General features: G+C 66.4%; 21 protein-coding genes. 11 read left to right on the forward strand and 10 right to left on the reverse strand.

From position 1 onward, the window contains the following. The first annotated feature begins 30 nt into the window (after positions 1 to 30). From infB to gyrA, 9 genes are all read left to right on the forward strand, one after another. Positions 31 to 2,844, forward strand: coding sequence for a translation initiation factor IF-2 (gene infB / locus ABNK63_RS07340; RefSeq protein ID WP_350017059.1), 2,814 nt, complete (start codon positions 31 to 33; stop codon positions 2,842 to 2,844). A 147-nt stretch (positions 2,845 to 2,991) separates the two neighbouring features. After that, the gene (gene rbfA / locus ABNK63_RS07345) at positions 2,992 to 3,375 is read left to right on the forward strand and encodes a 30S ribosome-binding factor RbfA (RefSeq protein WP_007805227.1); all 384 of its coding nucleotides are present in this window, start codon (positions 2,992 to 2,994) and stop codon (positions 3,373 to 3,375) included. A gap of 27 nt (positions 3,376 to 3,402) precedes the next feature. Continuing rightward, complete coding sequence (truB, locus tag ABNK63_RS07350) at positions 3,403 to 4,329, forward strand: tRNA pseudouridine(55) synthase TruB (protein WP_007805229.1); 927 nt, start codon at positions 3,403 to 3,405, stop codon at positions 4,327 to 4,329. A 167-nt stretch (positions 4,330 to 4,496) separates the two neighbouring features. Beyond that, positions 4,497 to 4,766, forward strand: coding sequence for a 30S ribosomal protein S15 (gene rpsO, locus ABNK63_RS07355; protein ID WP_007513234.1), 270 nt, complete (start codon positions 4,497 to 4,499; stop codon positions 4,764 to 4,766). A gap of 83 nt (positions 4,767 to 4,849) precedes the next feature. After that, positions 4,850 to 6,958: a polyribonucleotide nucleotidyltransferase gene (pnp, locus tag ABNK63_RS07360; RefSeq protein ID WP_350017060.1), complete on the forward strand. Its 2,109-nt coding sequence runs from the start codon at positions 4,850 to 4,852 to the stop codon at positions 6,956 to 6,958. A gap of 127 nt (positions 6,959 to 7,085) precedes the next feature. Next, complete coding sequence (locus ABNK63_RS07365; RefSeq protein ID WP_350017061.1) at positions 7,086 to 8,141, forward strand: poly(R)-hydroxyalkanoic acid synthase subunit PhaE; 1,056 nt, start codon at positions 7,086 to 7,088, stop codon at positions 8,139 to 8,141. A gap of 12 nt (positions 8,142 to 8,153) precedes the next feature. After that, complete coding sequence (locus tag ABNK63_RS07370) at positions 8,154 to 9,221, forward strand: class III poly(R)-hydroxyalkanoic acid synthase subunit PhaC (RefSeq protein ID WP_007805236.1); 1,068 nt, start codon at positions 8,154 to 8,156, stop codon at positions 9,219 to 9,221. A gap of 51 nt (positions 9,222 to 9,272) precedes the next feature. After that, on the forward strand, positions 9,273 to 10,289 hold the full coding sequence (mtnA, locus tag ABNK63_RS07375) for an S-methyl-5-thioribose-1-phosphate isomerase (RefSeq protein WP_007805238.1): 1,017 nt from the start codon (positions 9,273 to 9,275) through the stop codon (positions 10,287 to 10,289). A 302-nt stretch (positions 10,290 to 10,591) separates the two neighbouring features. Continuing rightward, the gene (gene gyrA / locus ABNK63_RS07380) at positions 10,592 to 13,204 is read left to right on the forward strand and encodes a DNA gyrase subunit A (RefSeq protein WP_007805239.1); all 2,613 of its coding nucleotides are present in this window, start codon (positions 10,592 to 10,594) and stop codon (positions 13,202 to 13,204) included. A gap of 66 nt (positions 13,205 to 13,270) precedes the next feature. Here the strand turns inward: gyrA and ABNK63_RS07385 are convergent, their stop codons facing one another. Further along, positions 13,271 to 13,759, reverse strand: a complete 489-nt coding sequence (locus ABNK63_RS07385; RefSeq protein ID WP_350017062.1) for a peroxiredoxin — start codon at positions 13,757 to 13,759, stop codon at positions 13,271 to 13,273. A gap of 134 nt (positions 13,760 to 13,893) precedes the next feature. Here ABNK63_RS07385 and ABNK63_RS07390 point away from each other — a divergent pair, with 134 nt between their 5' ends. Beyond that, on the forward strand, positions 13,894 to 14,346 hold the full coding sequence (locus ABNK63_RS07390; RefSeq protein ID WP_007805243.1) for an Hsp20/alpha crystallin family protein: 453 nt from the start codon (positions 13,894 to 13,896) through the stop codon (positions 14,344 to 14,346). Between the two features lie 68 nt (positions 14,347 to 14,414). Next, on the forward strand, positions 14,415 to 15,314 hold the full coding sequence (locus ABNK63_RS07395; protein WP_350017063.1) for a J domain-containing protein: 900 nt from the start codon (positions 14,415 to 14,417) through the stop codon (positions 15,312 to 15,314). Between the two features lie 76 nt (positions 15,315 to 15,390). On the opposite strand, the gene pilH is transcribed toward ABNK63_RS07395, so the two are convergent. From pilH to ABNK63_RS07440, 9 genes are all read right to left on the reverse strand, one after another. Continuing rightward, positions 15,391 to 15,756, reverse strand: a complete 366-nt coding sequence (gene pilH, locus ABNK63_RS07400; RefSeq protein ID WP_007805246.1) for a twitching motility response regulator PilH — start codon at positions 15,754 to 15,756, stop codon at positions 15,391 to 15,393. A 69-nt stretch (positions 15,757 to 15,825) separates the two neighbouring features. Continuing rightward, positions 15,826 to 16,824, reverse strand: coding sequence for an acryloyl-CoA reductase (locus ABNK63_RS07405; RefSeq protein WP_007805248.1), 999 nt, complete (start codon positions 16,822 to 16,824; stop codon positions 15,826 to 15,828). A 14-nt stretch (positions 16,825 to 16,838) separates the two neighbouring features. Continuing rightward, a complete protein-coding gene (locus tag ABNK63_RS07410; protein WP_007805250.1) occupies positions 16,839 to 17,435 on the reverse strand; it encodes a TIGR00730 family Rossman fold protein in 597 nt (198 codons plus the stop codon). Between the two features lie 114 nt (positions 17,436 to 17,549). Beyond that, positions 17,550 to 18,974 carry a dihydrolipoyl dehydrogenase gene (lpdA, locus tag ABNK63_RS07415; RefSeq protein ID WP_007805252.1) on the reverse strand — a complete coding sequence of 475 codons (1,425 nt, stop codon included), beginning with the start codon at positions 18,972 to 18,974 and terminating at the stop codon, positions 17,550 to 17,552. Positions 18,975 to 19,084: 110 nt separating this feature from the next. Further along, on the reverse strand, positions 19,085 to 20,287 hold the full coding sequence (gene odhB / locus ABNK63_RS07420) for a 2-oxoglutarate dehydrogenase complex dihydrolipoyllysine-residue succinyltransferase (protein WP_007805254.1): 1,203 nt from the start codon (positions 20,285 to 20,287) through the stop codon (positions 19,085 to 19,087). An 83-nt stretch (positions 20,288 to 20,370) separates the two neighbouring features. Beyond that, positions 20,371 to 23,211, reverse strand: coding sequence for a 2-oxoglutarate dehydrogenase E1 component (locus ABNK63_RS07425; protein ID WP_350017064.1), 2,841 nt, complete (start codon positions 23,209 to 23,211; stop codon positions 20,371 to 20,373). Between the two features lie 312 nt (positions 23,212 to 23,523). Then, positions 23,524 to 24,474 carry a GNAT family N-acetyltransferase gene (locus ABNK63_RS07430; RefSeq protein WP_007805256.1) on the reverse strand — a complete coding sequence of 317 codons (951 nt, stop codon included), beginning with the start codon at positions 24,472 to 24,474 and terminating at the stop codon, positions 23,524 to 23,526. A gap of 10 nt (positions 24,475 to 24,484) precedes the next feature. After that, complete coding sequence (locus tag ABNK63_RS07435) at positions 24,485 to 25,681, reverse strand: cupin domain-containing protein (protein WP_350017065.1); 1,197 nt, start codon at positions 25,679 to 25,681, stop codon at positions 24,485 to 24,487. 30 nt (positions 25,682 to 25,711) lie between these two features. Continuing rightward, positions 25,712 to 26,464: a sulfite exporter TauE/SafE family protein gene (locus ABNK63_RS07440; protein WP_350017066.1), complete on the reverse strand. Its 753-nt coding sequence runs from the start codon at positions 26,462 to 26,464 to the stop codon at positions 25,712 to 25,714. Positions 26,465 to 26,477: the final 13 nt, after the last annotated feature.

Consider the following 26,477-nt stretch of genomic DNA (forward strand, 5'->3'; position numbering starts at 1 on the left):
AAGCGCGGGAACGGCGGAGCAAAGAACACGATGTCGGACGTCACGATCAAACAACTCGCCCAGGTACTGGGCATGCCGGTCGACAAGCTGCTGACGCAGCTTGGCGAGGCGGGCATGAAATTCTCCGACCAGGAGCAGGTCATCAGCAGCACCGAGAAGGTGAAGCTGCTTGGCTTCCTGCGCCGCACGCATGGCAAGAGCGAGGCGGTGGCCGAGGTCGACGACAGCGCTCCTCGCCAGATCACCCTCAAGCGACGCACGGTCGGCGAGCTCAAGGTTGCCACGCCCGGCGGGCGCGGCGCCGCCGCCACGGCCAAGACGGTCAACGTCGAGGTGCGCGCCAAGCGGACCTACGTCAAGCGCAGCGTGATCGCCGAGGAAGCCAGCGCCGAGCCCGAGCGCGAGGATGCCGTGCGCAAGCTGCAGGAATCGCAGCAGCAGCGCGAGCAGGAAGAGCGCGAGCGCATCGAGGCCGAACAGCGTCGCCAGGCGGAAGCGCAGCAGCGCGCCCTGGACGACCAGCAGCGCAAGGCCGAACAGGAGCAGCGCGAGGCGGAAGCCGCCACTCCCGAGGTCGAGCCTGTCACGTCCGGGAAGGTCGAGGCGGCAGCCGAGCCGGAAGCCACCCCCGAGGCACCGCCCGCGGTGGCGGCGGCCGACGATGCGTCGACCGTGCAGCGCATCGATCAGCGCGAGCTGGGCATGATCCTGCCGCGCATCCACGAGCCGCGCAAACGCGAGAAGCTGGTCAAGCCGGCAGCGGCACCTGCAGCACCGGCCGCTGCTGCGGCAACGCCGGCCCGTACCGCGGCGGCGGCGACGCCTGCGGCGGCGGGCAGCGATGCCGCCCGCGGCAAGCCCAAGCATTCGCGCGAGCGCGCCGAACTGCCTGGCAACAAGGAAGATCGCGAGGCAGGCAAGCGTTTTGCGGGTGGCCAGATGCACCTGAGCGAGGCCGACCGTGCCCGCCGCTCTTCCTCCAGCGGCAAGCGTGGCAAGCCCGGTCGCAGCGGCGGTCGCGAGATGTCGCGCAGCAGCGCGCCGAGCGGTCCGCACGGATTCTCGCGCCCCACCGCACCGGTGGTGCGCGAGGTGGTCATCAGTGACAGCAACATCGTCGCCGACCTGGCCCAGAAGATGGCGGTCAAGGGTTCCGAGGTGGTCAAGGCGCTGTTCAAGATGGGCGTGATGGCGACCATCAACCAGACCGTCGACCACGACACTGCCGTGCTGGTGGTCGAGGAGCTTGGCCACACGCCGGTCGCGGACAACCAGAACAACGCCGAGGAGACGCTGGCGGCACACACCCAGAACGTCGAGCTGGAAGGCGAGAAGATCACGCGCCCGCCGGTGGTCACGATCATGGGTCACGTCGATCACGGCAAGACCTCGCTGCTCGACTACATCCGCCGCACCAAGGTGGCCTCCGGCGAAGCCGGCGGCATCACCCAGCACATCGGTGCGTATCACGTGGAAACGTCGAAGGGCGTGATCACCTTCCTGGACACCCCCGGCCATGCGGCGTTCACCTCGATGCGCGCCCGTGGCGCGCAGTCGACCGACATCGTGATCCTGGTGGTGGCGGCCGATGACGGCGTGATGCCGCAGACCGTGGAAGCGGTGAAGCATGCGCGCGCCGCCAAGGTGCCGCTGATCGTCGCGGTCAACAAGATGGACAAGGACGGCGCCAATCCCGACAACGTCAAGCAGGGCCTGGTGCAGTACGAAGTGGTGCCGGAAGACTGGGGCGGCGACGTCCAGTTCATCCCGGTGTCGGCCAAGACCGGTGCCGGCGTCGAGGATCTGCTCGATGCGATCTCGGTGCAGGCCGAAGTGATGGAGTTGAAGGCCGTTGCCGATGGCCGCGCTTCCGGCGTGGTGATCGAGTCCAGCCTGGACCGCGGTCGTGGCCCTGTGGCCACCGTGCTGGTGCAGCAGGGCACGCTGCGCAAGGGCGATTTCGTGGTCTGCGGCGTCGAATACGGCCGCATGCGCGCCCTGATCGATGAAACCGGCAAGCAGGTGACCGAGGCCGGTCCATCGATTCCGGTGCAGGTGCTGGGTCTGTCCGGCGTGCCGGAGACCGGTGACGACTTCGTCGCCGTCGAGGACGAGCGTCTGGCCCGCGAGGTCGCCGAGGAGCGTCAGCAGAAGCGCCGCGAGACGCGCATGGTCAGCAAGAGCAACAGGCTCGAGGACATCATCGCCAAGATGGGCCAGGGCGTGGAGCAGCAGACGCTCAACATCCTGGTCAAGGGCGACGTGCAGGGCTCGGTCGAAGCCTTGCGCGAGTCGCTGACCCAGATCGGCAACGATCGGGTGCGGGTCAACGTGGTGGCCTCCGGCGTCGGCGGCATCACCGAGTCCGACGCCACCCTGGCGGCGGCGTCCAAGGCACTGATCATCGGCTTCAACGTGCGTGCCGACGCGTCGGCACGCAAGGTGATCGAGACTGGCGGCCTGGACGTGCGCTACTTCTCGATCATCTACGACGTGATCGACCAGGTGACCCAGGCGGCCACCGGCCTGCTCGGCATGGAAGTGCGCGAGGACATCATCGGCATCGCCGAGGTTCGCGACGTGTTCCGCAGCTCCAAGTTCGGTGCGGTGGCCGGCTGCATGGTCACCGAAGGCACGGTCAAGCGCAGCAAGCCGATCCGCGTGCTGCGTGACAACGTGGTGATCTTCGAGGGCGAGCTGGAATCGCTGCGCCGCTTCAAGGACCTCGTCGACGAAGTGCGCAACGGCATGGAGTGCGGCATCGCCGTCAAGCAGTACAACGACGTCAAGCCGGGCGACCAGATCGAGTGCTTCGAGCGCACCGAGGTCGCACGCACGCTTTGACCTTGAACCCCTCTCCCCTTGGGAGAGGGGTTGGGGTGAGGGTCCACGACCTGCGTGAAGTTTCATACAGGGTCGTGAACCCTCATCCGCCCCTCGCGGGGCACCTTCTCCCAAAGGGAGAAGGGATATCGTCCTTCGGAGTTTTCTATGCCTTCCCGCGACTTCAAACGTACTGACCGCATCGGCGCCGAATTGCGGCGCGAGCTGGGCTTGCTGGTGCACGCGGCGGTGCGCGATCACGGCTTGCCGTCGGTCAGCGTGTCGGACGTGGAGATCACCCGCGACCTGGACTGGGCCACCGTGTGGGTCACCGCGATGCTGCCCGAGCAAGGGCTCCCCGCGGTGAAGGCGCTCAATGCCATCAGCCATGAGATTCGTCATTCGCTGGCACACAGCGGCATGCGCATGCGCCGGGTGCCGGAACTGAAGTTCAAGTACGACGATTCGGTCGACAAGGGCGAGCGGATCGAGTCGCTGCTGCGCGAGCAGGCCCGCACCATCGCGCCGCCGGACGGCGACGCCGAGGACTGAGCGGTTGCAAGGATCGTCGCTGAATCCATGAGTCGCCAGTCCCGCATCCAGTTCCGTGACCTGCACGGCATCGTCCTGCTCGACAAGCCGCTGGGCCTGAGTTCCAACCAGGCGCTGCAGGCCGTGCGTCGCCTGCTGCGTGCGTCCAAGGGCGGCCACACCGGCGCGCTTGATCCGCTGGCCACCGGGCTGTTGCCGCTGTGTTTCGGCGAGGCCACCAAGCTGGCCGGCAGCCTGCTCGGCGCGCGCAAGGCGTATCTGGCCGAATGCCGGCTGGGCATCAGCACCGATACGGCTGACAGCGAAGGCGAGATCGTTCGCCGGTTGCCGGTGCCGCCGCTCGACGCGGCGGCGATCGAGACGGCGCTGGCCAGGCTTCGCGGCCACATCCTGCAGGTGCCGCCGATGTATTCGGCGCTGAAGCACGACGGCGAGCGCCTTTACGCCAAGGCGCGCCGGGGCGAGGTGGTCGACGTGCCCGCGCGCGAAGTGGACGTGCACCGCCTGGAACTGCTCGAGCGCGACGGGGAAACCCTGCGACTGCTGGTGGAATGCGGTTCGGGCACCTATGTCCGCTCGCTGGCGGTCGACCTTGGCGAGGACCTCGGCTGCGGCGCCCACCTGACCGCATTGCGGCGGATCTGGGTCGAGCCGTTCCGCGAGCCGCAGATGGTGACCCTGGCGCAGCTCGAGCAGGCCGCGGAGCAGGGTGACGACGCACTGCTGGCATGGCTGTTGCCGGTATCGGCGGGCCTGTCGGATCTGCCGGTCCTGCACCTGGACGAAGCGCAGAGCATGGCGATTTCACGTGGTCAGCAGATCAGCCTGCCGGGGTTGCCGGAAGCCGGTCGCTGCGCGGCCTACGCCAGCGACGGTGCGCTGCTGGCGCTGCTGGAGAGCGATGCGGAAGGACGTGCCCGAGTCATTCGCGGCTTCAACCTGCCGCCGGACTGACCGATTTGCCCGCAAAACGCCTTGCGCACTTGTTGTAACAGCACTCCCATCAGTAGAATAGACAAGTTATTTCAACGCTTTCACTCAACTAGGCGAAGCTTGCGCTTGCGTCATCGCCGATGATGCAAGCGCAAGCTTCGCATCGCCTTATCAAGGAAACGTACTCCATGTCCCTTACCGCAGAACAGACCGGCAAGATCATCGCTGATTTCGGCCGCGTGCCGAACGACACCGGTTCGACCGAAGTCCAGGTGGCGCTGTTGTCCGCCCGCATCGACCACCTCACCGGCCACTTCAAGGAACACAAGCAGGATCACCACTCCCGCCGTGGCCTGCTGAAGCTGGTCAATCAGCGCAAGCGCCTGCTCAGCTATCTGAAGGATCGCGACCTTGCGCGCTATCAGACCCTGATCGAACGCCTCGGCCTTCGCCGGTAATTTCGTGCGTTCATCCGTGAACGCAAAGATCAAGAGGCGCCCATTCGTGGGCGCACTTCTCAATCAGATCAGGAATTAAGCACGTGGCAAAAGTAACCAAGTCATTCCAGTACGGTAATCACGAAGTCACACTGGAGACGGGCGAAATTGCCCGCCAGGCGTCCGGTGCGGTCATGGCCAGCATGGGCGGCACCGTGGTGCTGGTCACCGCTGTCGCCGCGACCAAGCAGAAGGAAGGCCAGGATTTCTTCCCGCTCACCGTCGACTACGTCGAGAAGTTCTATTCCGCCGGCCGCATCCCCGGCGGCTTCTTCAAGCGCGAAGGCCGTCCGACCGAGAAGGAGACGCTGACCTCGCGCCTGATCGATCGCCCGGTGCGTCCGCTGTTCCCGGAAGACTTCAAGAACGAAGTGCAGGTCATCGCCCAGGTCGTCTCGCTGAACCCGGAAGTCGACGGTGACATCGTGGCCCTGCTCGGCGCCTCTGCCGCGCTGAGCCTGGCCGGCATCCCGTTCAAGGGCCCGATCGGCGCTGCCCGCGTCGGTTACGCCAACGGCAAGTACCTGCTGAACCCGTCGCAGACCGAACTGAAGACGTCCGAGCTGGATCTGGTCGTCGCCGGTACCGCCGGCGCCGTGCTGATGGTGGAATCCGAAGCGCAGCTGCTGTCCGAGGACGTGATGCTCGGCGCGGTGATGTTCGGCCACCAGCAGATGCAGACCGCGATCCGCGCGATCGCCGAACTGGCCACCGAGGCCGGCAAGCGGTCGTGGGACTGGAAGGCTCCGGCCCGCAACGAGTCGCTGGTGGCCGCCGTCAAGGGCGCCGTCGGTGACCAGCTGACTACCGCGTTCCAGGTGCGCGACAAGCTGGAGCGTCGCGACGCGATCTCCGCGATCAAGTCCGACGTGCTGGCCGGCCTCAAGGCGCAGGCCGAAGAGAACGGCTGGTCCACCGCCGCGATGGCCAAGGAATTCGAGGAACTCGAATACCACACCATGCGCGACAGCGTGCTGAAGACCAAGGTGCGCATCGACGGACGCCAGCTGGACGACGTACGCGCGATCACCGCCCGTGTCGGCGTGCTGCCCCGCACCCATGGTTCGGCGCTGTTCACCCGCGGCGAGACCCAGGCGCTGGTCGTCATCACGCTGGGCACCACGCGTGACGCGCAGATCATCGACGCCCCCGGCGGCGAGTCGAAGGACCCGTTCCTGTTCCACTACAACTTCCCTCCGTTCTCGGTGGGTGAAGCGGGTCGTTTCGGCGCGCCTAAGCGTCGCGAGATCGGCCACGGCCGCCTTGCCAAGCGTGGCGTGCAGGCGGTCAAGCCGAGCATCGAGGAATTCCCGTACGTGGTGCGCGTGGTCTCGGAAATCACCGAGTCCAACGGTTCCTCGTCGATGGCCTCGGTGTGCGGTTCCTCGCTGGCGATGATGGATGCCGGCGTGCCGCTGAAGGCGCCGGTCGCCGGTATCGCCATGGGCCTGGTCAAGGAAGGCAACGACTTCGTCGTGCTGTCCGACATCCTGGGCGACGAGGATCACCTCGGCGACATGGACTTCAAGGTGGCCGGCAGTGCCGAAGGCATCTCCGCGCTGCAGATGGACATCAAGATCGACGGCATCACCGAAGAGATCATGAAGGTGGCGCTGGCCCAGGCCAAGCAGGGTCGCCTGCACATTCTCGGCGAAATGGGCAAGGCGCTGACCACCGCCCGCACCGAGATGAGCGAGTTTGCCCCGCGCCTGATCACCATCAAGATCCACCCGGACAAGATCCGCGAAGTGATCGGCAAGGGCGGCGCCACGATCCGCTCGATCACCGAAGAGACCGGCACCACGATCGACATCAGCGACGACGGCACCATCATCATCGGCTCGGTCAATCGCGAGGCGGGTGAAGCGGCGAAGAAGCGCATCGAGCAGATCACCTCCGACGTCGAGCCGGGCCGCATCTACGAGGGCAAGGTCGCCAAGCTGATGGACTTCGGTGCGTTCGTGACGATCATGCCGGGCAAGGATGGTCTGGTCCACGTGTCGCAGATCTCCGACGAGCGCGTCGAGAAGGTCTCCGACAAGCTGAAGGAAGGCGACATCGTCAAGGTCAAGGTGCTGGAAGTCGACAAGCAGGGCCGCATCCGCCTGTCGATGAAGGCCGTGACGGAAGACGAGCACGCGGCAAGCGTCTGAGTTTTTCGCTTCATCTGCAGCAACATGAAGAAGGCCCGGCTCATGCCGGGCCTTCTTCGTTGCGGGCGGTGATCCGCTGTCATGACCTTTTGCTAGGATGGCGGGAACCGCAGACGAGGACGCAACGATGGCTGATCCGGCGAGTGATTTCATGAAGGACTATCAGGCGCTGGCGCAGCAGTCATGGGATGCCTGGACACGGCAATTCCAGCAGCCAACCGCGGCCAACCCGTTTGCGCCCCCACCGTCGCAGGCGACGGGCACCGATACGCTGGAACGCACCCTGTCCGGCCTGAAGGGCTATTTCGACTGGATGCAGAACGCCGCCAGCGGAGGCGTGACCCATCGGCCGTCCAGTGACTGGCAGCAGCAGTTGCAACAGATGTTCGGTACCGGCAACCCGCCCTTTGCGCAGGCCTTCGGTGGCATCGACAGTGCGGGGGCGGAGAGTTTTGCGCGGCAGTGGCAGTCCTGGTCGCAGGCGGCCCAGCGCATGGGCCTGGGCGACATGCCGGGTGCGCATGGTCCGACGCCGGCATTCGGCCTCAATCGCGAACAGCAGATGCAGCAGCAGGAACTGGGCATGGCCCTGCTGGCATCCCTGCAGGCTTCCGCCAGATACCAGGAGCTGATCCAGAAGGCCAACACGCAAGGCATGCAGCGCCTGCAGGAAAAGTTGTCCGCGCACGCCGCGCCAGGACGCCAGGTTGATTCGCTGAAGGGCCTGTACGACCTGTGGGTGGACGCTTCCGAGGAGGCCTACGCCGACATCGCACTTTCCGCGGAATTCCGCGAAGCCTATGGCGAGATGGTCAACACGCAGATGCGCGTGCGCCAGCTGCAGCAACGACAGACCGAGCAGATGTGCCAGCAGCTCGGCGTGCCGACTCGCAGCGAGGTGTCGAGCCTGGGCCAGCGATTGCAGGCCTTGCGCCGCGAGTTCCGCGCCAGCCAGGCAGGTGCTTCCGGCGGTCATGCCGACGAACTCGTCGCCTTGCGTCGCGAGGTGGCTGCGTTGAAGCGTCAGCTGGGCGATCGCCCGGCCGCGAAGCCCGCGCAGGCGAAGGCTGCCGCGAAACCGTCGTCCGCCGCGAAGAAGGCTGCGGCAACGAAGAAGCCGGCCGCAAAGAGCACGCGCAAGTCTGTCCCCACATCCTCGGCCAGCGCGCGCAAGCGCAAGTAAGGGAGCGTCGTCATGCAGAGCCCGTTGCACATCGATCCGACGAAGGCCCTGGCCGACATGTCGGCCTTCCAGCGCAAGCTGGCCGCCGGCATGGCCAACCTGCGCAACATGCGCGAACCCGAGTACGCGAACACCCCCCGCGAGCTGGTCTACAGCGAAGACAAGCTCAAGGTCTGGCACTTCACCGGCCACGGCAAGGCCACCTCGAAGACGCCGTTGCTGATCGTCTACGCGCTGGTCAACACGGTGTGGATGACCGACCTGCAGGCTGACCGCTCGATGGTGCGCAATCTGCTGGAGCAGGGCGAGGACGTCTACCTGATCGACTGGGGCTATCCCGACGGCGCCGACCGCTGGCTGACCCTGGACGACTACATCAACGGCTACCTCGATCGCTGCGTCGATGCCGTGCGCGCGCGCCACGATCTGGATGCGATCAACCTGCTCGGCATTTGCCAGGGCGGCGCGTTCTCGCTGTGCTACACCGCGCTGCACCCGGACAAGGTGAAGAACCTGATCACCATGGTCACGCCGGTGGACTTCCACACGCCGGACAACATGCTGTCCAGCTGGTGCCGCAGCATGGATGTGGACCTGTTCGTCGACACCATGGGCAACATTCCCGCGGGACTGATGAACTACGTCTACCTCACCCTGAAACCGGTGCGCCTGAACCAGCAGAAATACATCGGCATGGTCGACATCCTCGACGATCCCGTCGAGCTGGAAAACTTCCTGCGCATGGAGCGCTGGATCTTCGATTCGCCCGACCAGGCCGGCGAGGCGTTTCGCCAGTTCATCAAGGATTTCTACCAGGGCAACAAGCTGGTCAAGGGCACGCTGGAAATCGGCGGCCGGAGCGTGGACCTGGGCATGATCACCCAGCCGGTGCTGAACATCTTCGCCGAGCAGGATCACCTGGTGCCGCCGGATGCGTCGCGTGCTCTGGGCAAGCACGTGGGCACCACCGACTACACCCAGGTCGCGTTCAGGGGCGGCCACATCGGCATTTACGTCTCCGGCCGTGCCCAGCGCGAGGTCCCGCCGGCGATCCACCAGTGGCTGCACCAGCGCCGCTGATCCCGGCCGCCTGCCGTGCGAAATCGTCGCGCGGCAGGCGATAATGGATGGATGACCGCATTCGACCCCACCCATGATTCCATCCGCGCCGTGCAGTGGCGTGGCGACCACCTGTGCCTGCTCGACCAGCGACTGCTGCCGGGCGAAGAGCGCTGGATCGAATGTCGCAACGCGGCGCAGGTGACTACGGCGATTCGCGACCTCGCCGTGCGCGGCGCGCCGGCGATCGGCATCGCCGCGGCGTGGGGCGTGGCGATGGCGGCACAGCAGGGTGTGACGCTGGAGCCGGTGCTGGCGGACTTGCGCGCGGCGCGCCCCACGGCGGTGAACCTGATGTGGGCGCTGGACCGCATGAAGCGGCGCATCGTTGCGGGTGCCGATGGCGATGCATTGCTGCGCGAGGCCCAGGCGATCCAGGACGAGGATCTGGCCGCCAATCGGAAAATGGGTGAGCTGGGTGCGGCACTGATCGCCCCCGGATCGGGGGTGCTGACCCACTGCAATACCGGTTCGCTGGCCACCGCCGGCTACGGCACGGCGCTGGGCGTGATTCGTGCCGGCGTGGCGGCTGGACGCATCGCTCGGGTATACGCCGGTGAAACACGACCATGGCAGCAGGGTGCGCGACTGACGATGTGGGAACTGGTGCGCGACGGCATCCCGGCCCAGCTGATCGCCGATTCCGCCGCCGCCCACCTGATGAAATCCGGTGCGGTGCAATGGGTGATCGTGGGCGCCGACCGGATCGCCGCCAACGGCGACACCGCGAACAAGATCGGCACCTACCAGCTGGCCATCGCCGCGAAGTACCACGGCGTGAAGTTCATGGTGGTGGCTCCGTCCTCCACGGTCGACATGGCCACGGGTACGGGCGAGGAAATCGAGATCGAGCTGCGTGATGCGGCCGAGTTGCTGAGCACGGCCGGCAGCCGCACGGTGGTCGAGGGCGCACAGGCGTGGAACCCGGTATTCGATGTGGCGCCCGCCGAACTCATCGATGCGATCGTCACCGAGCGCGGCGTGATCGAGCGGCCGAACAGCCTCGCCATGCAGGCGATGTTCGGCTGAAAAGTGCCTGGCTGGGTACTTTCCGGGAGGCCCCTGGTCACCTTCTGCAGGACCCGCGTGGCCGCTTGCGCGCACCTGTCGCAGCGGCTTCAGCGGCCTTGCTGCTGATCAATATGTAAGCAGTCGGAAGAGCGCTTGGCACAAATCATGAAGCCTGGCTGCAAGTTATTGATTTTGAAAGACTAAATCCTGTCGTTTTGAGGCCGCTTGTGCTAAAATCGACGGGTTGATTTCGGGTCGCTTGCGCATGCGCCGGAGGCGCGGCACCAGCGTCCTTTTTTTGTCATCAAGGAAGCCGATTCATGGCAGAACTCGCCAAAGAAATCATTCGCGTCAACATCGAAGACGAGATGCGCCAGAGCTACCTCGATTACGCCATGAGCGTGATCGTGGGGCGCGCTCTTCCCGATGTGCGCGATGGTCTGAAACCCGTGCATCGCCGCGTGCTGTTCGCGATGAGCGAGCTGGGCAACGTGTGGAACAAGCCGTACAAGAAATCGGCGCGCGTGGTCGGTGACGTGATCGGTAAATACCATCCGCACGGCGACCAGTCGGTCTACGACGCGATCGTGCGCATGGCGCAACCGTTCTCGCTGCGCTACATGCTGGTCGACGGCCAGGGTAACTTCGGCTCGGTCGACGGCGACAACGCCGCGGCGATGCGATACACCGAAGTGCGCATGTCGCGGCTCACCCACGAGCTGCTGGCCGACATCGACAAGGACACCGTCGACTTCGGGCCGAACTACGACGAGAGCGAGCACGAGCCGCTGGTGCTGCCGTCGCGCGTGCCAACCCTGCTGGTGAATGGTTCGGCCGGCATCGCGGTGGGCATGGCCACCAACATCCCGCCGCACAACCTCAACGAAGTCATTGCCGCGACGATCGCGCTGATCGATGAGCCCGCGCTGTCGATCGACCAGCTGATGCATTACGTGCCGGGTCCGGACTTTCCGACCAGCGGCATCATCAACGGCTCGTCAGGCATCATCGAGGCCTACCGCACCGGCCGCGGCCGCATCCTGGTGCGGGCCAGGGCGGAGATCGAGACCGAGGCCAACGGCCGCGAGACGATCATCATCCACGAGCTGCCCTACCAGGTGAACAAGGCGCGGCTGATCGAGAAGATCGCCGAGCTGGTCAAGGAAAAGAAGCTCGAAGGCATCAGCGAGCTGCGCGACGAGTCCGACAAGGACGGCATGCGCGTCGTCATCGAGATCCGCAAGGACGCGATGGGCGACGTGGTGCTGAACAACCTGTTCCAGCAGACCCAGCTGCAGGTCACCTTCGGCATCAACATGGTGGCCCTGCTGGACGGCCAGCCGAAACTGCTGAACCTCAAGGACATCCTCGAGGCGTTCATCCGCCACCGTCGCGAAGTGGTCACCCGCCGCACCATTTTCGAGCTGCGCAAGGCACGCGCCCGCGCGCACATCCTCGAAGGCCTCACCGTGGCGCTGGCCAACATCGACGAGATGATCGAACTGATCAAGACCTCGTCGTCGCCGGCCGAGGCGCGCGAGCGCATGCTGGCACGCAAGTGGCAGCCGGGCATGGTCGGCGCCTTGCTCTCCGCCGCCGGCGCCGATGCGTCGCGACCGGAGGACATGGACCCGCGCGAAGGCCTGAAGGCCGACGGTTACCAGCTGTCCGAGATCCAGGCCCAGGAAATCCTGGCGATGCGCCTGCATCGCCTGACCGGGCTGGAGCAGGAAAAGCTCTCCGACGAATACCGCCAGATCCTCGAGGCGATCCGCGCCCTGATCGAGATCCTGGAAAACCCCGATCGCCTGCTCGAAGTGATCCGCGAGGAACTCGAGGCGATCAAGGCCGAGTTCGGCGATGCCCGTCGCACCGAGATCCAGCATTCGCAGGAAGATCTCAACGTGCTCGACCTGATCGCGCCGGAAGACGTCGTGGTCACTCTGTCGCATACCGGCTACATCAAGCGCCAGCCGGCCAGCACCTACCGCGCGCAGAAACGCGGCGGCAAGGGGCGTTCGGCCTCCGCGCTGAAGGACGAGGATTTCGTCGAGCAGCTGTGGGTGGTCAACACCCACGACACCTTGCTGGCCTTCACCAGCACCGGTCGGGTCTACTGGCAGAAGGTCTACCAGATTCCCGAGTCGGGCCCGGGTGCCCGCGGCAAGCCGATCATCAACCTGCTGCCGCTGGGCGAGGGCGAGAAGGTGCAGGCAGTGCTGCCGATCCGCGAGTATGCGGAAGACCGTTTCGTGTTCTTCGCCACCCGGCACGGCACGGTAAAGAAGACCCCGCTGTCCGAGTTCGCCTTCCAGCTGCAGAAGGGCAAGTTGGCGATCAAGCTGCATGACGACGACGCCCTGGTCAACGTGGAACTGACCGACGGCAACAGCGACATCCTGCTGTTCGCCTCCAACGGCAAGGTCAATCGTTTCGACGAGAACACCGTGCGCTCGATGGGCCGCACCGCCTCCGGCGTGCGCGGCATGAAGCTGGTCGGCGGCGCCGAGGTGGTGTCGCTGATCGTGGCGGCCGAGGGCGACATCCTCACCGCTACCGCGCGCGGCTACGGCAAGCGCACCGAACTGGCCGAGTTCACCAAGAAGGGCCGTGGCACCCAGGGCGTGATCGGCATCCAGTGTTCCGAGCGCAACGGTGCGCTGGTGGGCGCGGTGCAGGTCACCGAGGCGCACGAACTGATGCTGATCTCCGACCAGGGCACGCTGGTGCGTACCCGTGTGGCGGAAGTTTCGCAGCTCGGTCGCAATACCCAGGGCGTCACCCTGATCAAGCTGCCTGCCGACGAAACCCTGGTCAGCGTGATGCGGCTGGATGCGGAAGAGGACAACGGCGAGGATGCCGAAGCCGTCGGCGCCGACGTGCCCGGTGGTGGCGACGAGGCGGCAACCGAGCCGGCGGCCGGCGAAGAGTAGGCCACCCTCCTGGCGACACGAGAAACCCCGGCATCGCCGGGGTTTTTTTTTGAGTCCGTGGCGGATTCAGCCGAGGCTGTCGACCGCCACCAGCATCGCCTCGGCGCTGGAAACACGCAGTTCACCGGGTGCCTCCACCCGCACCAGGCGCGCCACGCCATCCTCCGCATACAGCGCAAAGCGGCGCGTGCGCAGGCCCATGCCGAAAGCGCTGCCATCCAGCTCCAGCCCCAGGGCACGGGTGAAACTGGCGTTGCCGTCGGCCAGCATCAGCAAGCCGGCCGGAACCTGTTGCGAGGCGGCCCAGGCCTGCATCACGTAGCCGTCGTTCACCGCCAGGCACATCACGTCGATGCCCCGCTGCCGGAACTCGGCGAAATGCGCCGAGTAGCCGGGCAGGTGCCGGTTCGAGCAGGTCGGGGTGAACGCGCCCGGCACGCCGAACAGCAGCACCTTGCGTCCGGCGAACAGGGCCGCGGTCTGGGCCGGCTGGATGTCACCGTCGATGCACTGGACGGCTGTGTCGGGAATCGTGTCGCCGGGCTGAATGCTCATGCGGGTCTCGGGTCGGGAAGGGGGCATCTCATGCTAATCGCGCCGCGGCAGGCTGTCGCCTTGAATCGTCCGCGGCCGCACCTATTTTCTGTCTCAGGCGGTAATTGACCGCAACTCGTGCAAGGAGACAAACAATGAATCTGGGTCGTCATGGCATCTGGAACGCGGGCACCGGCCTGCCCGAAGAGATCCGTCAGGCCTTCGACCGCTTCCTGCAACCGGAAGACGGCGACGCCTCCAACGTGGTCACCAGCCAGTGGGCGCCGCGCGTCGACATTCGCGAGGACGAGCAGCGCTTCGTGATCCTGGCCGACATCCCCGGCGTGGACCCGGCGCAGATCGAGGTGAGCATGGACAAGGGCATCCTCACCATCAAGGGCGAGCGTGATGTCGTTGCCGCGGAAAAGGACGGCAAGTTCACCCGGGTCGAACGGGCGCGCGGAGCCTTCCATCGCCGCTTCGCCCTGCCGGACAGTGCCGATGCCGAGGGTGTCACGGCGACGGGCAAGTTCGGCGTGCTGGAGATCGTGATACCGAAGAAGGCGCAGGCGACGCCGCGGCGCATTACCATCAACGTGAACCACTGAGGATCGGGTGGCTGACCCCGCGGCGTGGTCGACGCGCCGCGGGTTTCGCGTGAGTCGGGGAGCGGTGAGTGGAATTCAAAGACTATTACGAGATCCTGGGTGTGAAGCCCGATGCCAGCGAGGCCGAGATCAAGTCGGCGTATCGCAAGCTCGCGCGCAAGTACCACCCGGACAAGAACAAGGAGGCCGGCGCCGAGGAGAAATTCAAGGCGGTCAACGAGGCCAACGAGGTGCTCAAGGATGCCGAAAAGCGGCGTTCCTACGATCAGTTGCGCGCCGGTGGTTACCGGCAGGGCGAGCAGTTCAGGCCACCGCCCGGCTGGCAGGGCCAACACGGCTTTGGTGGCGGCGACGACAGTGACTTCAGCGACTTCTTCGAGAGCCTGTTCGGGCGCGGCGGTGCCGCAGGTGGTGGCCATCGCGGCCAGCCGCGCCCGCGTCGCGGCCAGGACGTACAGGCCTCGGTGCAGATCGACCTGCAGACGGCGTTCGACGGTGGCCACACGCGGCTGGCGATGCACGATCCGGCCGGCGGCGAGCGCGTGCTGGAAGTGAAGATCCCGGCGGGCATCCAGCCCGGCCAGGTGATCCGCCTGTCCGGCCAGGGCCAGCCCGGCATGGCCGGTGGACCGAACGGCGACCTGTTGCTGGAGGTGGGCATCCGTGACGACGCCCGTTTCCGTCTGGACGGCCGCAACGTGGTGCATGTGCTGCCGATCACGCCGTGGGAGGCCGCATTGGGCGCTGCCGTGCCGGTGCCGACCCTGGCCGGAACGGTCGACCTGCGCATCCCGGCGGGTTCGCAATCGGGGCGCAAGCTGCGGCTGAAGGGCCGCGGCATGCCCGGCTCCCATCCCGGCGACCAGCTGGTGGAGCTGTCCATCCGCACGCCCCCAGCGGACACCGAGGAGCAGCGTGCCGCCTACGATGCGCTGCAGGCAGCCTTCGGCGACTTCAATCCGCGGTAGCGGCTACCTACCGGGTTGGCAGACAAGGAAACGGCGCCCTGAGGCGCCGTTTCCTGTTGTTGCTTTCGGTGATTGCTCAGCCCGGCAGGAATTCTTCCAGGGCCTTGATCAGCTCTTCCTCGCGGATCGGCTTGGTCACGTAGGCCTTGGCACCCTGGCGCATGCCCCAGACCTTGTCGGTTTCCTGATCCTTTGTGGTGACCAGGATGATCGGAATATGGGCCGTGTCGGCGTTCTTGCTGATCGTGCGGGTCGCCTGGAAACCGTTGAGGTTGGGCATGACCACGTCCATCAGGATCAGGTCGGGCTTCTCGGCCTTGGCCACTTCCACGCCGGCGGCACCGTCTTCGGCGGAAAGGGTTTCATGCCCGAGTTTTTCGACGATGCGCTTGATGCCAAGCAGCTGTGAAGGGGAGTCGTCGACGATCAGGATGCGTGCCATAGAAAAATAATCCCCTGCGAGTTTCGTTGATTCTAAGCCGTGGTGATGGTACTTCCAAGCGCAGTTTCTTCAAACCGTGCTGTCGATGCGCACCAGGGTACGTCCGAAGGATTCGCCTGCGAGCATACGCGCAAACACGCCCGGCAGCTCATCCAATCCTGCTTCGAGGGTGACGATGCGTTCCAGGTGCCGCGGTTTCCAGTCGCTGGCCAGATGCTGCCAGACGCTGTCGCGCAGGTCGCGGGCGGTACCCGCCGAGGCGATTCCGAGCAGGCTGGCGCCGCGGATGATGAACGGCATGACGGTGCTGTCGAAGGCGATGCCGCCGGCATTGCCGCAGATCGCCACGTTGCCGTACGGGCTGATCAGGGGCAGCAGGCCGCCCAGCATCGCGCCGCCGACGTTGTCCAGCGCGCCGCCGAAGCGGGCGGAGTCCATCGGCTTGCCGCTGAAGGCGAGCTGGTGGCGATCGACGCATTCGCGGGCACCGAGCGCGCGCAGCGCATCGAAGTGTTCCGCCTTGCCGCTGATCGCGTGCACTTCATAGCCGGCACGGCTGAAGATATCGATCGCCAGCTGGCCCACGCCGCCGCTGGCGCCGGTCACCGCGATCGGGCCCAGAGCCGGCGTCTGCCGGTTGTCCTGCATGCGCAACAGCGCGAGCGCCGCGGTGAAGCCGGCGGTGCCGATGATCATGCTTTCGCGCAGGCTCAGCGCGGCAGGCAGCGGAATCGTCCAGCGCGCGTCGAGCCGGGCATATTCGCCATAACCGCCGTCGCGTGTCTCGGACAGGCCGCTGCCGGTGCACAACACGGCGTCGCCCTCCCTGAACGCCGGGTCGGTGGAGGCTACCACCCGACCGGCCACGTCGATCCCGCCGTTCAGCGGATAACTGCGCAGGATGCGTCCCTTGCCGGTGCCGGCCAGGGCGTCCTTGTAGTTCACCGACGAGTAGGCGACCTTGATCAGGACTTCACCCGGCGACAGCGCGTCGGGTGTCATGTTCTCGATGCCGGCGCGATGGCCGGCGTCGTCGTGGTGGATGCGGAAAGCGCGGAAGCTGTTCATGGCGGGGTCCCCGGTCAGGCGTCGACGCTGCGCGTATCGATCCATTTCGGCACGTAGCTGCCCTGGTAAGCGGCCATCCAGTCGAACAGCTCCGCCATGCTGTCGCCGAACCAGATGCCGTCACGCTGTTCGGCCCGCACGAAGTTTTCCTCGACCATGTGCTGCATCATCTGGCGCAGGTCGCGATAGTAGCCGCGCACGTCGAGGAAGGCGCACGGGTAGCGGTGCAGGCCGAGCTGGGCCCAGGTCAGCATCTCGAACATCTCGTCCATGGTGCCGAAGCCGCCGGGCAGGGCGACGAAGGCATCGGACAACTCGTACATGCGCGTCTTGCGCTGGTGCATGGTCTCGACGACCACCAGCTCGCTCAGGCCCGGGTGCGCCACTTCCAGCTCCACCAGCTGGCGCGGAATCACCCCGATCACCTTGCCGCCGCCGGCGAGCACGGCGTCGGCCACCACGCCCATCAGGCCGACGTTGCCGCCACCGTAGACCAGGGCGATGCCGCGCCGCGCCATTTCGGTGCCGAAGGCATGGGCCTGTTCGGCGTATTCGGGATGTCTGCCGGAGCTGGAGCCGCAGTAGACGCAGAGGGCGGTGGGTTGGGACATGTAGAGGGACTCGTCTTCTTTCTCGTCATTCCGGCGCTGAAGGTTCCGGAAGTTCAAAAGACGCGGCCCGCCCATGTCGCCACGAGCGGGCCGCGTTATCGTCGTGCCGGGCGATCAATTGCCCTTGTGGATGGCGCGCTTGTCGACCGACAGGGCGGCCTCGTGCACGGCTTCGGACAGGGTCGGATGCGCGTGGACGATGCGCGCCAGGTCCTCGGAGGAGCCCTTGAACTCCATCGCCACCACGCACTCGGCGATCAGCTCGGAGACGCCCGGGCCGACCATGTGCACGCCCAGGATGCGGTCGGTCTCGGCGTGGGCAATCATCTTCACCTGGCCCACCGCCTCGTTCATCGCGACGGCGCGGCCGATGGCGGCGAACGGGAAACTGCCGACCTTGTACGGCACGCCCTCGTCCTTCAGCTGCTTCTCGGTCTTGCCGGCCCAGGCGATTTCCGGCTCGGTGTAGATCACCCACGGGATCGTGTCGTAACTGACGTGCCCGGCCTTGCCGGCGATCCACTCGGCGACCGCCATGCCTTCCTCGAAACCCTTGTGCGCGAGCATCGGGCCGCGTACCGCGTCACCCACGGCCCACACGCCGTCGACGCCGGTGTGGCAATGCTCGTCGACAATGATGCGGCCGCGCTCGTCCAGCTTCACGCCGGTGTCGTCGGCCAGCAGCCCGGCGGTATAGGCGCGGCGGCCCACGGCGACCAGCAGCTTGTCGACGACGAGCTGCTGCTCACCGTCCTTGTCGGTGTAGACCAGGTGCACGCCGTCCTTCTTCACCTCGGCCTTGCCGAGCTTGGCGTTGAGCCTGATGTCCAGGCCCTGCTTGGCGAATTCTTTCGCCGCGACCTTGGCGACGTCCGCGTCGGCGACGGAGAGGAACTCCGGCAGCGCCTCGATCACGGTGACTTCGGCACCGAGCCGGCGCCATACGCTGCCCAGCTCCAGGCCGATCACGCCGGCGCCGATCACGCCAAGGCGCTTCGGCACGGCGTCGAGCTCCAGCGCACCGGCGTTGTCGATGATGTTCTTGCCGTCGAATTTCGCGAACGGCAACTCGATCGGCACCGAACCGGAAGCCAGGATCACGTTGGTGGCGGCGATGGTCTGCTTGCTGCCGTCGTTGCCGGTGATCTCGACCTGGTTGCCCTTCAGCAGCTTGCCGGTGCCGAAGTAGCTGGTGATCTTGTTGGCCTTGAACAACTGGGCCACGCCGCCGGTGAACTGCTTGACGATCTTTTCCTTGCGTCCGATGAAGGTCTTGAGGTCGACCTTGGCATTCTCGACGGTGATGCCGTGCACGGGAAGATTGTGCGCGAGGTTGTAGAACTGCTTGGAGGAATCGAGCAGTGCCTTCGACGGGATGCAGCCCACGTTGAGGCAGGTGCCGCCCAGCGCCTGCTTGCCATCCTTGCCGACAAAGGCATCGATGCAGGCCGTCTTCAGGCCCAGCTGCGCGGCGCGGATTGCGGCGTGGTAACCGGCCGGGCCGGCGCCGATGACGATGACATCGAATTTTTCGCTCATTTTATTCACTCAGGGGAATAGGGAATCGGGAATCGGGAATCGTTGGAGCAGGGCGGGCTTCGCTTTGACGATTCCCGATTCTCCATTCCCGGCCTTTGATCGCATCGCGATCAAAGGCCCAGCAACATCCTTTGCGGATTCTCCAGCTGGTTCTTGATGTCGACCAGGAACAGCACCGCGTCCTTGCCGTCGATGATGCGGTGGTCGTAGCTGAGCGCGATGTACATCATCGGGGCGGCAATGATCTGGCCGTTCTCGACGATGGCGCGTTCCTTGATCGTGTGCATGCCGAGGATCGCGCTCTGCGGCGGATTGACGATCGGGGTGGACAGCAGCGAGCCGAAGGTGCCGCCATTGGTGATGGTGAACGTGCCGCCCTGCAGGTCGTCCAGCGACAGCTTGTTGGCGCGCGCCTTGACTGCGTAGTCGGCGATGCCCTTTTCGACGTCGGCGAAGCTCATGTCCTGCACGTCGCGCAGCACCGGCGTCACCAGGCCCTTGTCGGTGGACACGGCGATCGAGATGTCCTGGTAGCCGTGGTAGATCACGTCGTTGCCGTCGACCGAGGCGTTGACGAACGGGTAGCGCTTCAGCGCTTCGGCGGCCGCCTTGACGAAGAAGCTCATGAAGCCGAGCTTGATGCCGTGTTCCTTCTGGAACGCCTCGCCCAGCGTCTTGCGCATCTTCGACACTTCGCTCAGGTTCACCTCGTTGAACGAGGTCAGCATGGCGATCGAGTTCTTCGACTGCATCAGGCGCTCGGCGATGCGTGCGCGCATGCGGGTCATCGGCACGCGCTCTTCCGGACGCGAGCCCGGGGTCGGCTTCGCCGCCGGCACGGCGGGAGCCGCGGCAGGACGCGAGCCGGCGTTGACCACGTCTTCCTTGATGATGCGGCCGTCGCGGCCGGTGCCCGGAATGGCGGAGGTGTCGACCTTGTTCTCGGTGGCGACGCGCTGCGCGGCGGGCGAAAGCTCGGCGGCGGCCTTCGACGCGGCGGGGGCAGGCGCCGCGGCAGCGGGCGCCGGAGCAGCAGCAGGAGTCGCGGCAGCCGGGGCCGGCGCGGCGGCTGCGGCGCCTTCCTCGATGATCGCAATGACCTGCTCGCTGTTCACCGTGTCGCCGACGTCGTGACGGATTTCCTTCAGCACGCCGTCAACCGGCGAGGGCACTTCCAGCACCACCTTGTCGGTTTCGAGGTCGACCAGGTTCTCGTCGCGCTTCACCGCGTCGCCGGCCTTCTTGTGCCAGGTGGCAATGGTGGCGTCGGAGACGGACTCGGGCAGGACGGGGACTTTGAGTTCGATGGACATGTGAATCCTTGAGTTGGTGCGCTCGTCCAAGATCGCGAAGATCAAGAAGCGGCCATCCTGGCCGCACTGTTCGGGAAGACTGCTTATTCCGCCGAGTGGTCGGTGCCGACCGGCGCGACCAGCGCCTGTTCGACCAGTGCGGACTGTTCGGCGACGTGGGTGTTGTGGTGGCCAGCCGCCGGTGCCGGCGAACGGGCGCGACCGGCGTACGACAGGCTGTGCTTGACGCCGGTGCAGGCCTGCAGGTGATGGCGGATCTGGAACCACGCGCCCTGGTTCATCGGCTCTTCCTGGCACCAGATCACTTCCTTGGCGGAAGGATACTTGTCCAGTTCGGCGGTGACCTCGACGCGCGGGAACGGATACAGCTGCTCGACGCGCACGATCGCCACGTCCTTCAGTTCGCGCTTCTCGGCCTCTTCCAGCAGGTCGTAGTAGACCTTGCCCGAGCACAGCACCACGCGCTTGACCTTCTTCGCGGCCAGCTCGCGATGCTCGCCGATCACCAACTGGAAACTGCCGTTGGCCAGCTCGTCCAGGGTGGACACCGCCAGCTTGTGGCGCAGCAGCGATTTCGGGGTCATCACGATCAGCGGCTTGCGCACCGGGCGCAGCATCTGCCGGCGGATCATGTGGAAATCCTGCGCCGGCGTGGTCGGCACGCAGACCTGCATGTTGTCGAACGCGCAAAGCTGCAGGAAGCGCTCCAGACGCGCGGAGGAATGCTCCGGGCCCTGGCCTTCATAGCCGTGTGGCAGGAACAGTGCCAGGCCGCACAGGCGGTTCCACTTCGCTTCGCCGGAGCTGATGAACTGGTCGATCACCACCTGGGCGCCGTTGGCGAAATCGCCGAACTGGCCTTCCCAGATGTTCAGCGTGTCCGGGTCGGTGGTGGAGTGGCCGTACTCGAACGCCATCACCGCTTCTTCGCTGAGCAGCGAGTCGACCACTTCGACGTCGGCGCTGGCGCGCACGTTGGCCAGCGGCATGTAGGTATGGCCGTCCTTCTGGTCATGCAGCACCGCATGGCGGTGGAAGAACGTGCCGCGACCGGAATCCTGGCCGACCAGGCGCATGTCGTAGCCGGCGTCGACCAGGGTGGCGTAGGCGAGATTTTCGGCGAAGCCCCAATCGGCCGGCTGCTCGCCGGCGGCCATCTTGCGGCGGTCGTCGTAGATCTTCGCCACGCGCGCCTGCAGGGTGAGGTCGGCGGGCAGGGTGAGGATCTTGCTGGAGAGCTCCTGCAGCTTCTGCCGGGGCACGCCGGTGTCGACCGGGGTCGACAGCTTGCCGCCGATGAACTTCGCCCAGTCGACGTGGCCGTCGCGGACGGGCGACGGGTCGAGGTCGGTCATCGGCGCGCCCGCTTCCAGTCGTGCGCGATAGGCTTCGAACTGCTTCTGCGCCTCGCCGTCGGCCAGCACGCCCTGCCTGACCAGCTGCTGCTGGTAGAGGTCGCGCGTGGTCGGGCGCTTGCGGATGATCTGGTACATCACCGGCTGCGTCGCGGCCGGTTCGTCGGCCTCGTTGTGGCCGTGGCGACGGTAGCAGACCAGATCGATCACCACGTCGCGGCGGAACTGCTTGCGGAAATCGTAGGCGAGGCGGGTCACCAGGATCACCGCTTCCGGGTCGTCGCCGTTCACGTGCAGCACCGGCGCGTTGACCATCTTGGCCAGGTCGGTGCAGTACATGGTGGAGCGCGCGTCCTGCGGATTGGAGGTGGTGAAGCCGACCTGGTTGTTGATCACGATGTGCAGGCTGCCGCCGATGCGGAAACCACGGGCCTGCGACATGTTCAGCAGTTCCATGTTCACGCCCTGGCCGGCGAACGCGGCGTCGCCGTGGATCAGCACGGCCATCGACTGGGTGTGCGCGGTGTCGCGGCGGCGGGTCTGGCGCGCGTGCACCGAACCGGTCACCACCGGGTTGACGATCTCCAGGTGCGACGGGTTGAAGGCCAGCGCCACGTGCACGCCACCCTTGGGCGTCTTGACGTCGGCGGAGAAGCCCATGTGGTACTTCACGTCGCCCGAGTGGGCCGGGTCGTCGGGGTGGTCGAACTTGCCCTCGAACTCGTCGAACAGGGTCTTCGGCGGCTTGCCGAGGATGTTGACCAGCACGTTGAGGCGGCCGCGATGGGCCATGCCGATGACCAGTTCCTTGATGCCGTTGTCGCCGGCTTCGCGTACCACGTCGTCGAGCATCGGGATCAGGCTGTCGCCGCCTTCCAGCGAGAAGCGTTTCTGACCCACGTATTTCGTGTGGAGGTAACGCTCCAGGCCCTCGGCGGCGGTGAGGCCGTCCAGCACGCGCTGCTGGACGGCCTTGTCCAGGCCGCTCTGGCCGGCAGCCTGCTCCAGCCGGCTGTAGATCCAGTTGCGCTGCTCGTGGTTGCTGATGTGCATGAACTCGGCGCCGATCGTGCTGGCGTAGGTCTTCTGCAGGCGGGCCAGCAGGTCGCGCAGCTTCAGGCGCAGACCGCCGCCGGCGTAGTTGCCGGTGTCGAATTCGGTGTCGAGGTCGGCATCGGACAGGCCGTGGAAGGCCAGGCCCAGGTCGGGTGCCGTCATCTTCTCGGTCAGGCCGAGCGGATCGAGGTCGGCGGCAAGATGGCCGCGCGAACGGTAGGCGGTGAGCAGGCGCAGCACGCCGGCCTGCTTGCGCGCGTGTTCATCGCTGACTGGCGCGGCCGTGGCGCCGTTGTGGCGCTGCTTCTGCGCCGCTTCGATGCGTGCGATGGCCGCCGTGTGGGAGACGTCGCCGGACTCGCGACCCTTGAACGAGGAGAAATACGTGGCCCATTCGGCGGGAACCGACGAGGCGTCGGCCAGCCAGGCGTCATACAGCGATTCGACGTAATCGGCGTTGCCGCCTGCGAGTTGGGAAGATTCGAAGAACTCGCTGATCAGGTTTGTAGTCACGTCACCACCGGCAGGAAGGGATGCTTGAGCTCATCCGTGTCACGTTGAAGTCGCGGTTACCGGTCGGTTTTCAAGCCCGACAGGCCGCTGATACGGATGACTGGGGAGAATCCCCATGATTATAGCCTTTGGGTGCTGCGACGCGGCAAGCTGCAGGCGGCCTCGAACGGCCCGCGCAGGCGCCTGTCCGACCAAGGTCGTAGCCCGGTCTCGGCGTGGTCAGCTGTTTCATGCGGTTTGCACCGCATTTCGGCTGGTGGCCCAGGGCGCCTCCCCGGCCAGCTGCGGTTCAGTCCGCCCGCGTCAGTTCGCTCAGATATTCAGCGACTGCAGCTCGCTGGCCCGTACCGAGCGCTCCCACACCTCGTCGAAGTGCTGCTGCAGCGGCGCCTGGCTGGCGCGGTCGTGGCGGGCCGCGCGGCCCTGGGGGCGCGCGGCCTCGGGCAGGAACAGGTAGCCGCCGGCATCGTTGAGCAGATAGGCCGCGAGATAGGCCAGGTCGACGTCATCGACCGGCTTGCGGATCTGGATCGCGCTGGGCAGGCGTTGCGCCAGGGCGATCAATCGATGGTCACCGCGCAGCGCGGCGGCCGGGTCGTGCAGCAGGATGCGGATCTGCGCGCCACGGCCGGAGATCGCGATGCGTCGCAACTCGGCCAGTTCGTCCGGGCTGGCGTAGGCATCGCTGTCCAGCAGTGGCAGATGGATGTCCAGCCGATGGCGGGCATCGGCCAGCAACTGCAGGCGCGTCGCCGCCGTGTCGCCCCGCGTGCCGGCTGCGAGCGCGCCGCTGTCAGCCAGTGGCGTGGACACCTGTTCCGCCGCGGGCAGGGCCAGCTGCATCGCCTGATGGGGCAGGCCGGCGTCATCGAACGTCTGGCCGAAAGCAACGAAGCCTTCGCGCTCGTAGAAACCCCGGGCGCTGACCTGGGCGTCGAGCTTCACTTCCGGCCAGCCCTGGCTGCGCGCCCGGGAAATCATCTCGCGCAGCAGCGCCTGGCCGACGCCGCGCCCGCGCCAGTCACGCAGCACGGCCATGCGACCGATCTTGTGCTGCGGGGTGAGTCGGCCGCAGCCGATCGGCTGGCCATGCTCGTCGCGCGCCAGCAGGTGCCAGCAATCCCCATCGAGTCCGTCGCGCTCGCGCTGCTCGGGCACGCCCTGTTCGTGGATGAACACGGTTTCGCGCAGGTCGAGCAGGGCGGCTTGCTGTTCGGGGTTCGACCAGTCGGCGATCTCGATGTGGAAGTCCTGCAGTTTCATCGGTGCGTGCTCAGCGGCGTTGGCGGGATTTGCGCAGGATCAGGTGACCATCGTTGACCAGCGCCAGCAACAGCTGGCGTTCGGCGGCGCCGATCTTCCTGGCGGGGGTGTAGCTGCGCTGCTCGCACAATGCCAGCGCCAGCGCCGGCGTGGCCGGATAGGCGGCGCCGCTGACATACAGCGTGCAGCTCGACTTGTCGCGATGCCAGGCCAGCCGCGACCACGGGTGACGCAGTAGTTGCGCACCGCCGTCGAGCTGTTTGCGGAAGGCCTCGACGCTCAACGGCTTGTCCAATGGCGCCGGCACCTGCGCGTTGCGGTAGCGCGTGATGAAACGGCCGAACCAGTCGTGCAGCAGGTCGTCGCGCAGGGCCGCGGCGAACGGCAGCGTGCTCTTCAGGCGCTCCAGCGCGGCGCGGTCGATCTCGCCGGTGGCCCTGGCCGGTTTCAGGTCCGGGTCGGCATAGCGCAGCTCGTCCGGCAACTGTTCGGCGATGTAGTCGGCCAAGTCGCCGGTCAGCTCCGCCTGCGACGGCGCGCGCATGCCCACCGAGAAAGTCATGCATGGACCGCCGAACGCCACGCCGTCGTGCGGCACGCCCGGCGGCAGATACAGGATGTCGCCGGCATCGAGCAGCCATTCGTGGGTCGGTTCGAACTGCGCCAGCTGCTTCAGTTCCACGTCCGGACGAAAGGCCTTCGGTGCCAGCGGATCATCGCTGATCGCCCAGTGGCGCTGGCCCAGCCCCTGGATCAGGAACACGTCGTACTGGTCGACATGCGCGCCGACGCCGCCGCCCGGCTCGGCGTAGGACACCATCACGTCGTCCATCCGCCAGTTGGGCAGGAAGCTGAAGTGCTGCAGCAGGCCGGCCACATCGGCGTCCCACTTGTCGACATCCTGCACCAGCAACGTCCAGTTGCTGTCGGGAGTGTTCGCGAAATCCGCTTCGCCGAGCGGGCCGGGATGGACGTGCCATTGATCGCGCTTTTCGTCATGCACGATCAACCGGGCCAGGGCGGCAGGCTCGCAGGCCAGGCCGGCCAGATCGTCCGGCTGCAGCGGCGGCTGGAAATCGGGGAACGCCTGGCGGATCAGCAGCGGGCGCTTCTGCCAGTAATCGCGCAGGAAGCGGGCGGGGGACATGCCCAGTGGCTGCCGGGCCGAGCCGCGGACTTCGATGGGGAAAGCATGGAGTTTGGTCATGCCGCCATTGTAGCCGCGGCCGGGGGCGGATCAGCGCAGGGCCTGAGCCACCCCATGCAGTCCCAGTCCCAGCACGGCGGTGGCCGCCAGCAGGGTCGCCGCCCGCGGCGGCAGTCGCCGGGTGAGGGCGGCGCCCAGCGGCGCGGCGACGACGCCGCCCACGATCAGCCCGAGCACGGCGACGCCATGGCTGGCGCCGACATGCAGCAGGAAGCTGACGCTGGCGGCGGCGCTGACCGCGCACTTGGCCAGGTGCACGGTGCCGATCACCATGCGCGGGGTGGCGCCCCGGGCAACCAGCGCGGTCACCGTGATCGCGCTCCAGCCGCCGCCGGCGACGGCGTCGGCAAAGCCCGCGACCAGGCCGAGCGGTCGCGTCGCCGACGGAATTCGGTCATCGTGCTCGCCGGGTGCTCGCCTGCCGCGCAGCAGCAGGCACAGGCCCATGCCGAGCAGGTACGGCGTCAGCGCCATCCGCATCCATGCCGCGGGCACGTGGCTCAGCACCAGCGCGCCGATCACCGCGCCAGCCACGCCCGGCATCGCCAGGGCCCAGAACAGCCTTCGCCGCACGTTGCCAGCGGCCAGATGACTGAGGCCGGAGGCGCCGCAGGTGAAGGTCTCCGCGTAATGCACGCTGGCGCTGGCCGCCACGGGTGGCAGGCCGAGGCCCAGCAGCATGCTTGCCGCCGTGATGCCGTAGGCCATGCCCAGGGCGCCGTCGATCAGCTGGGCCAGCGCGCCCACCGCGGCAAAGGTGATGAATTCGGAGAATGCTGGCATGTGTCCGTGGCGC

The organism is Rhodanobacter sp. IGA1.0 (genome assembly GCF_040208325.1).
Classification (GTDB): domain Bacteria; phylum Pseudomonadota; class Gammaproteobacteria; order Xanthomonadales; family Rhodanobacteraceae; genus Rhodanobacter; species Rhodanobacter spathiphylli.

What these genes read in the sequence shown, in the direction of transcription:
- ABNK63_RS07435 (WP_350017065.1), bottom strand. Translation starts at nt 25,681, where the DNA reads ATGACCAAACTCCATGCTTTCCCCATCGAAGTCCGCGGCTCGGCCCGG.
- ABNK63_RS07430 (WP_007805256.1), bottom strand. Translation starts at nt 24,474, where the DNA reads ATGAAACTGCAGGACTTCCACATCGAGATCGCCGACTGGTCGAACCCC.
- mtnA (WP_007805238.1), top strand. Translation starts at nt 9,273, where the DNA reads ATGACCGCATTCGACCCCACCCATGATTCCATCCGCGCCGTGCAGTGG.
- rbfA (WP_007805227.1), top strand. Translation starts at nt 2,992, where the DNA reads ATGCCTTCCCGCGACTTCAAACGTACTGACCGCATCGGCGCCGAATTG.
- pilH (WP_007805246.1), bottom strand. Translation starts at nt 15,756, where the DNA reads ATGGCACGCATCCTGATCGTCGACGACTCCCCTTCACAGCTGCTTGGC.
- infB (WP_350017059.1), top strand. Translation starts at nt 31, where the DNA reads ATGTCGGACGTCACGATCAAACAACTCGCCCAGGTACTGGGCATGCCG.
- ABNK63_RS07365 (WP_350017061.1), top strand. Translation starts at nt 7,086, where the DNA reads ATGGCTGATCCGGCGAGTGATTTCATGAAGGACTATCAGGCGCTGGCG.
- ABNK63_RS07385 (WP_350017062.1), bottom strand. Translation starts at nt 13,759, where the DNA reads ATGAGCATTCAGCCCGGCGACACGATTCCCGACACAGCCGTCCAGTGC.
- rpsO (WP_007513234.1), top strand. Translation starts at nt 4,497, where the DNA reads ATGTCCCTTACCGCAGAACAGACCGGCAAGATCATCGCTGATTTCGGC.
- ABNK63_RS07440 (WP_350017066.1), bottom strand. Translation starts at nt 26,464, where the DNA reads ATGCCAGCATTCTCCGAATTCATCACCTTTGCCGCGGTGGGCGCGCTG.
- ABNK63_RS07405 (WP_007805248.1), bottom strand. Translation starts at nt 16,824, where the DNA reads ATGAACAGCTTCCGCGCTTTCCGCATCCACCACGACGACGCCGGCCAT.
- ABNK63_RS07410 (WP_007805250.1), bottom strand. Translation starts at nt 17,435, where the DNA reads ATGTCCCAACCCACCGCCCTCTGCGTCTACTGCGGCTCCAGCTCCGGC.
- odhB (WP_007805254.1), bottom strand. Translation starts at nt 20,287, where the DNA reads ATGTCCATCGAACTCAAAGTCCCCGTCCTGCCCGAGTCCGTCTCCGAC.
- ABNK63_RS07390 (WP_007805243.1), top strand. Translation starts at nt 13,894, where the DNA reads ATGAATCTGGGTCGTCATGGCATCTGGAACGCGGGCACCGGCCTGCCC.
- truB (WP_007805229.1), top strand. Translation starts at nt 3,403, where the DNA reads ATGAGTCGCCAGTCCCGCATCCAGTTCCGTGACCTGCACGGCATCGTC.
- ABNK63_RS07370 (WP_007805236.1), top strand. Translation starts at nt 8,154, where the DNA reads ATGCAGAGCCCGTTGCACATCGATCCGACGAAGGCCCTGGCCGACATG.
- lpdA (WP_007805252.1), bottom strand. Translation starts at nt 18,974, where the DNA reads ATGAGCGAAAAATTCGATGTCATCGTCATCGGCGCCGGCCCGGCCGGT.
- gyrA (WP_007805239.1), top strand. Translation starts at nt 10,592, where the DNA reads ATGGCAGAACTCGCCAAAGAAATCATTCGCGTCAACATCGAAGACGAG.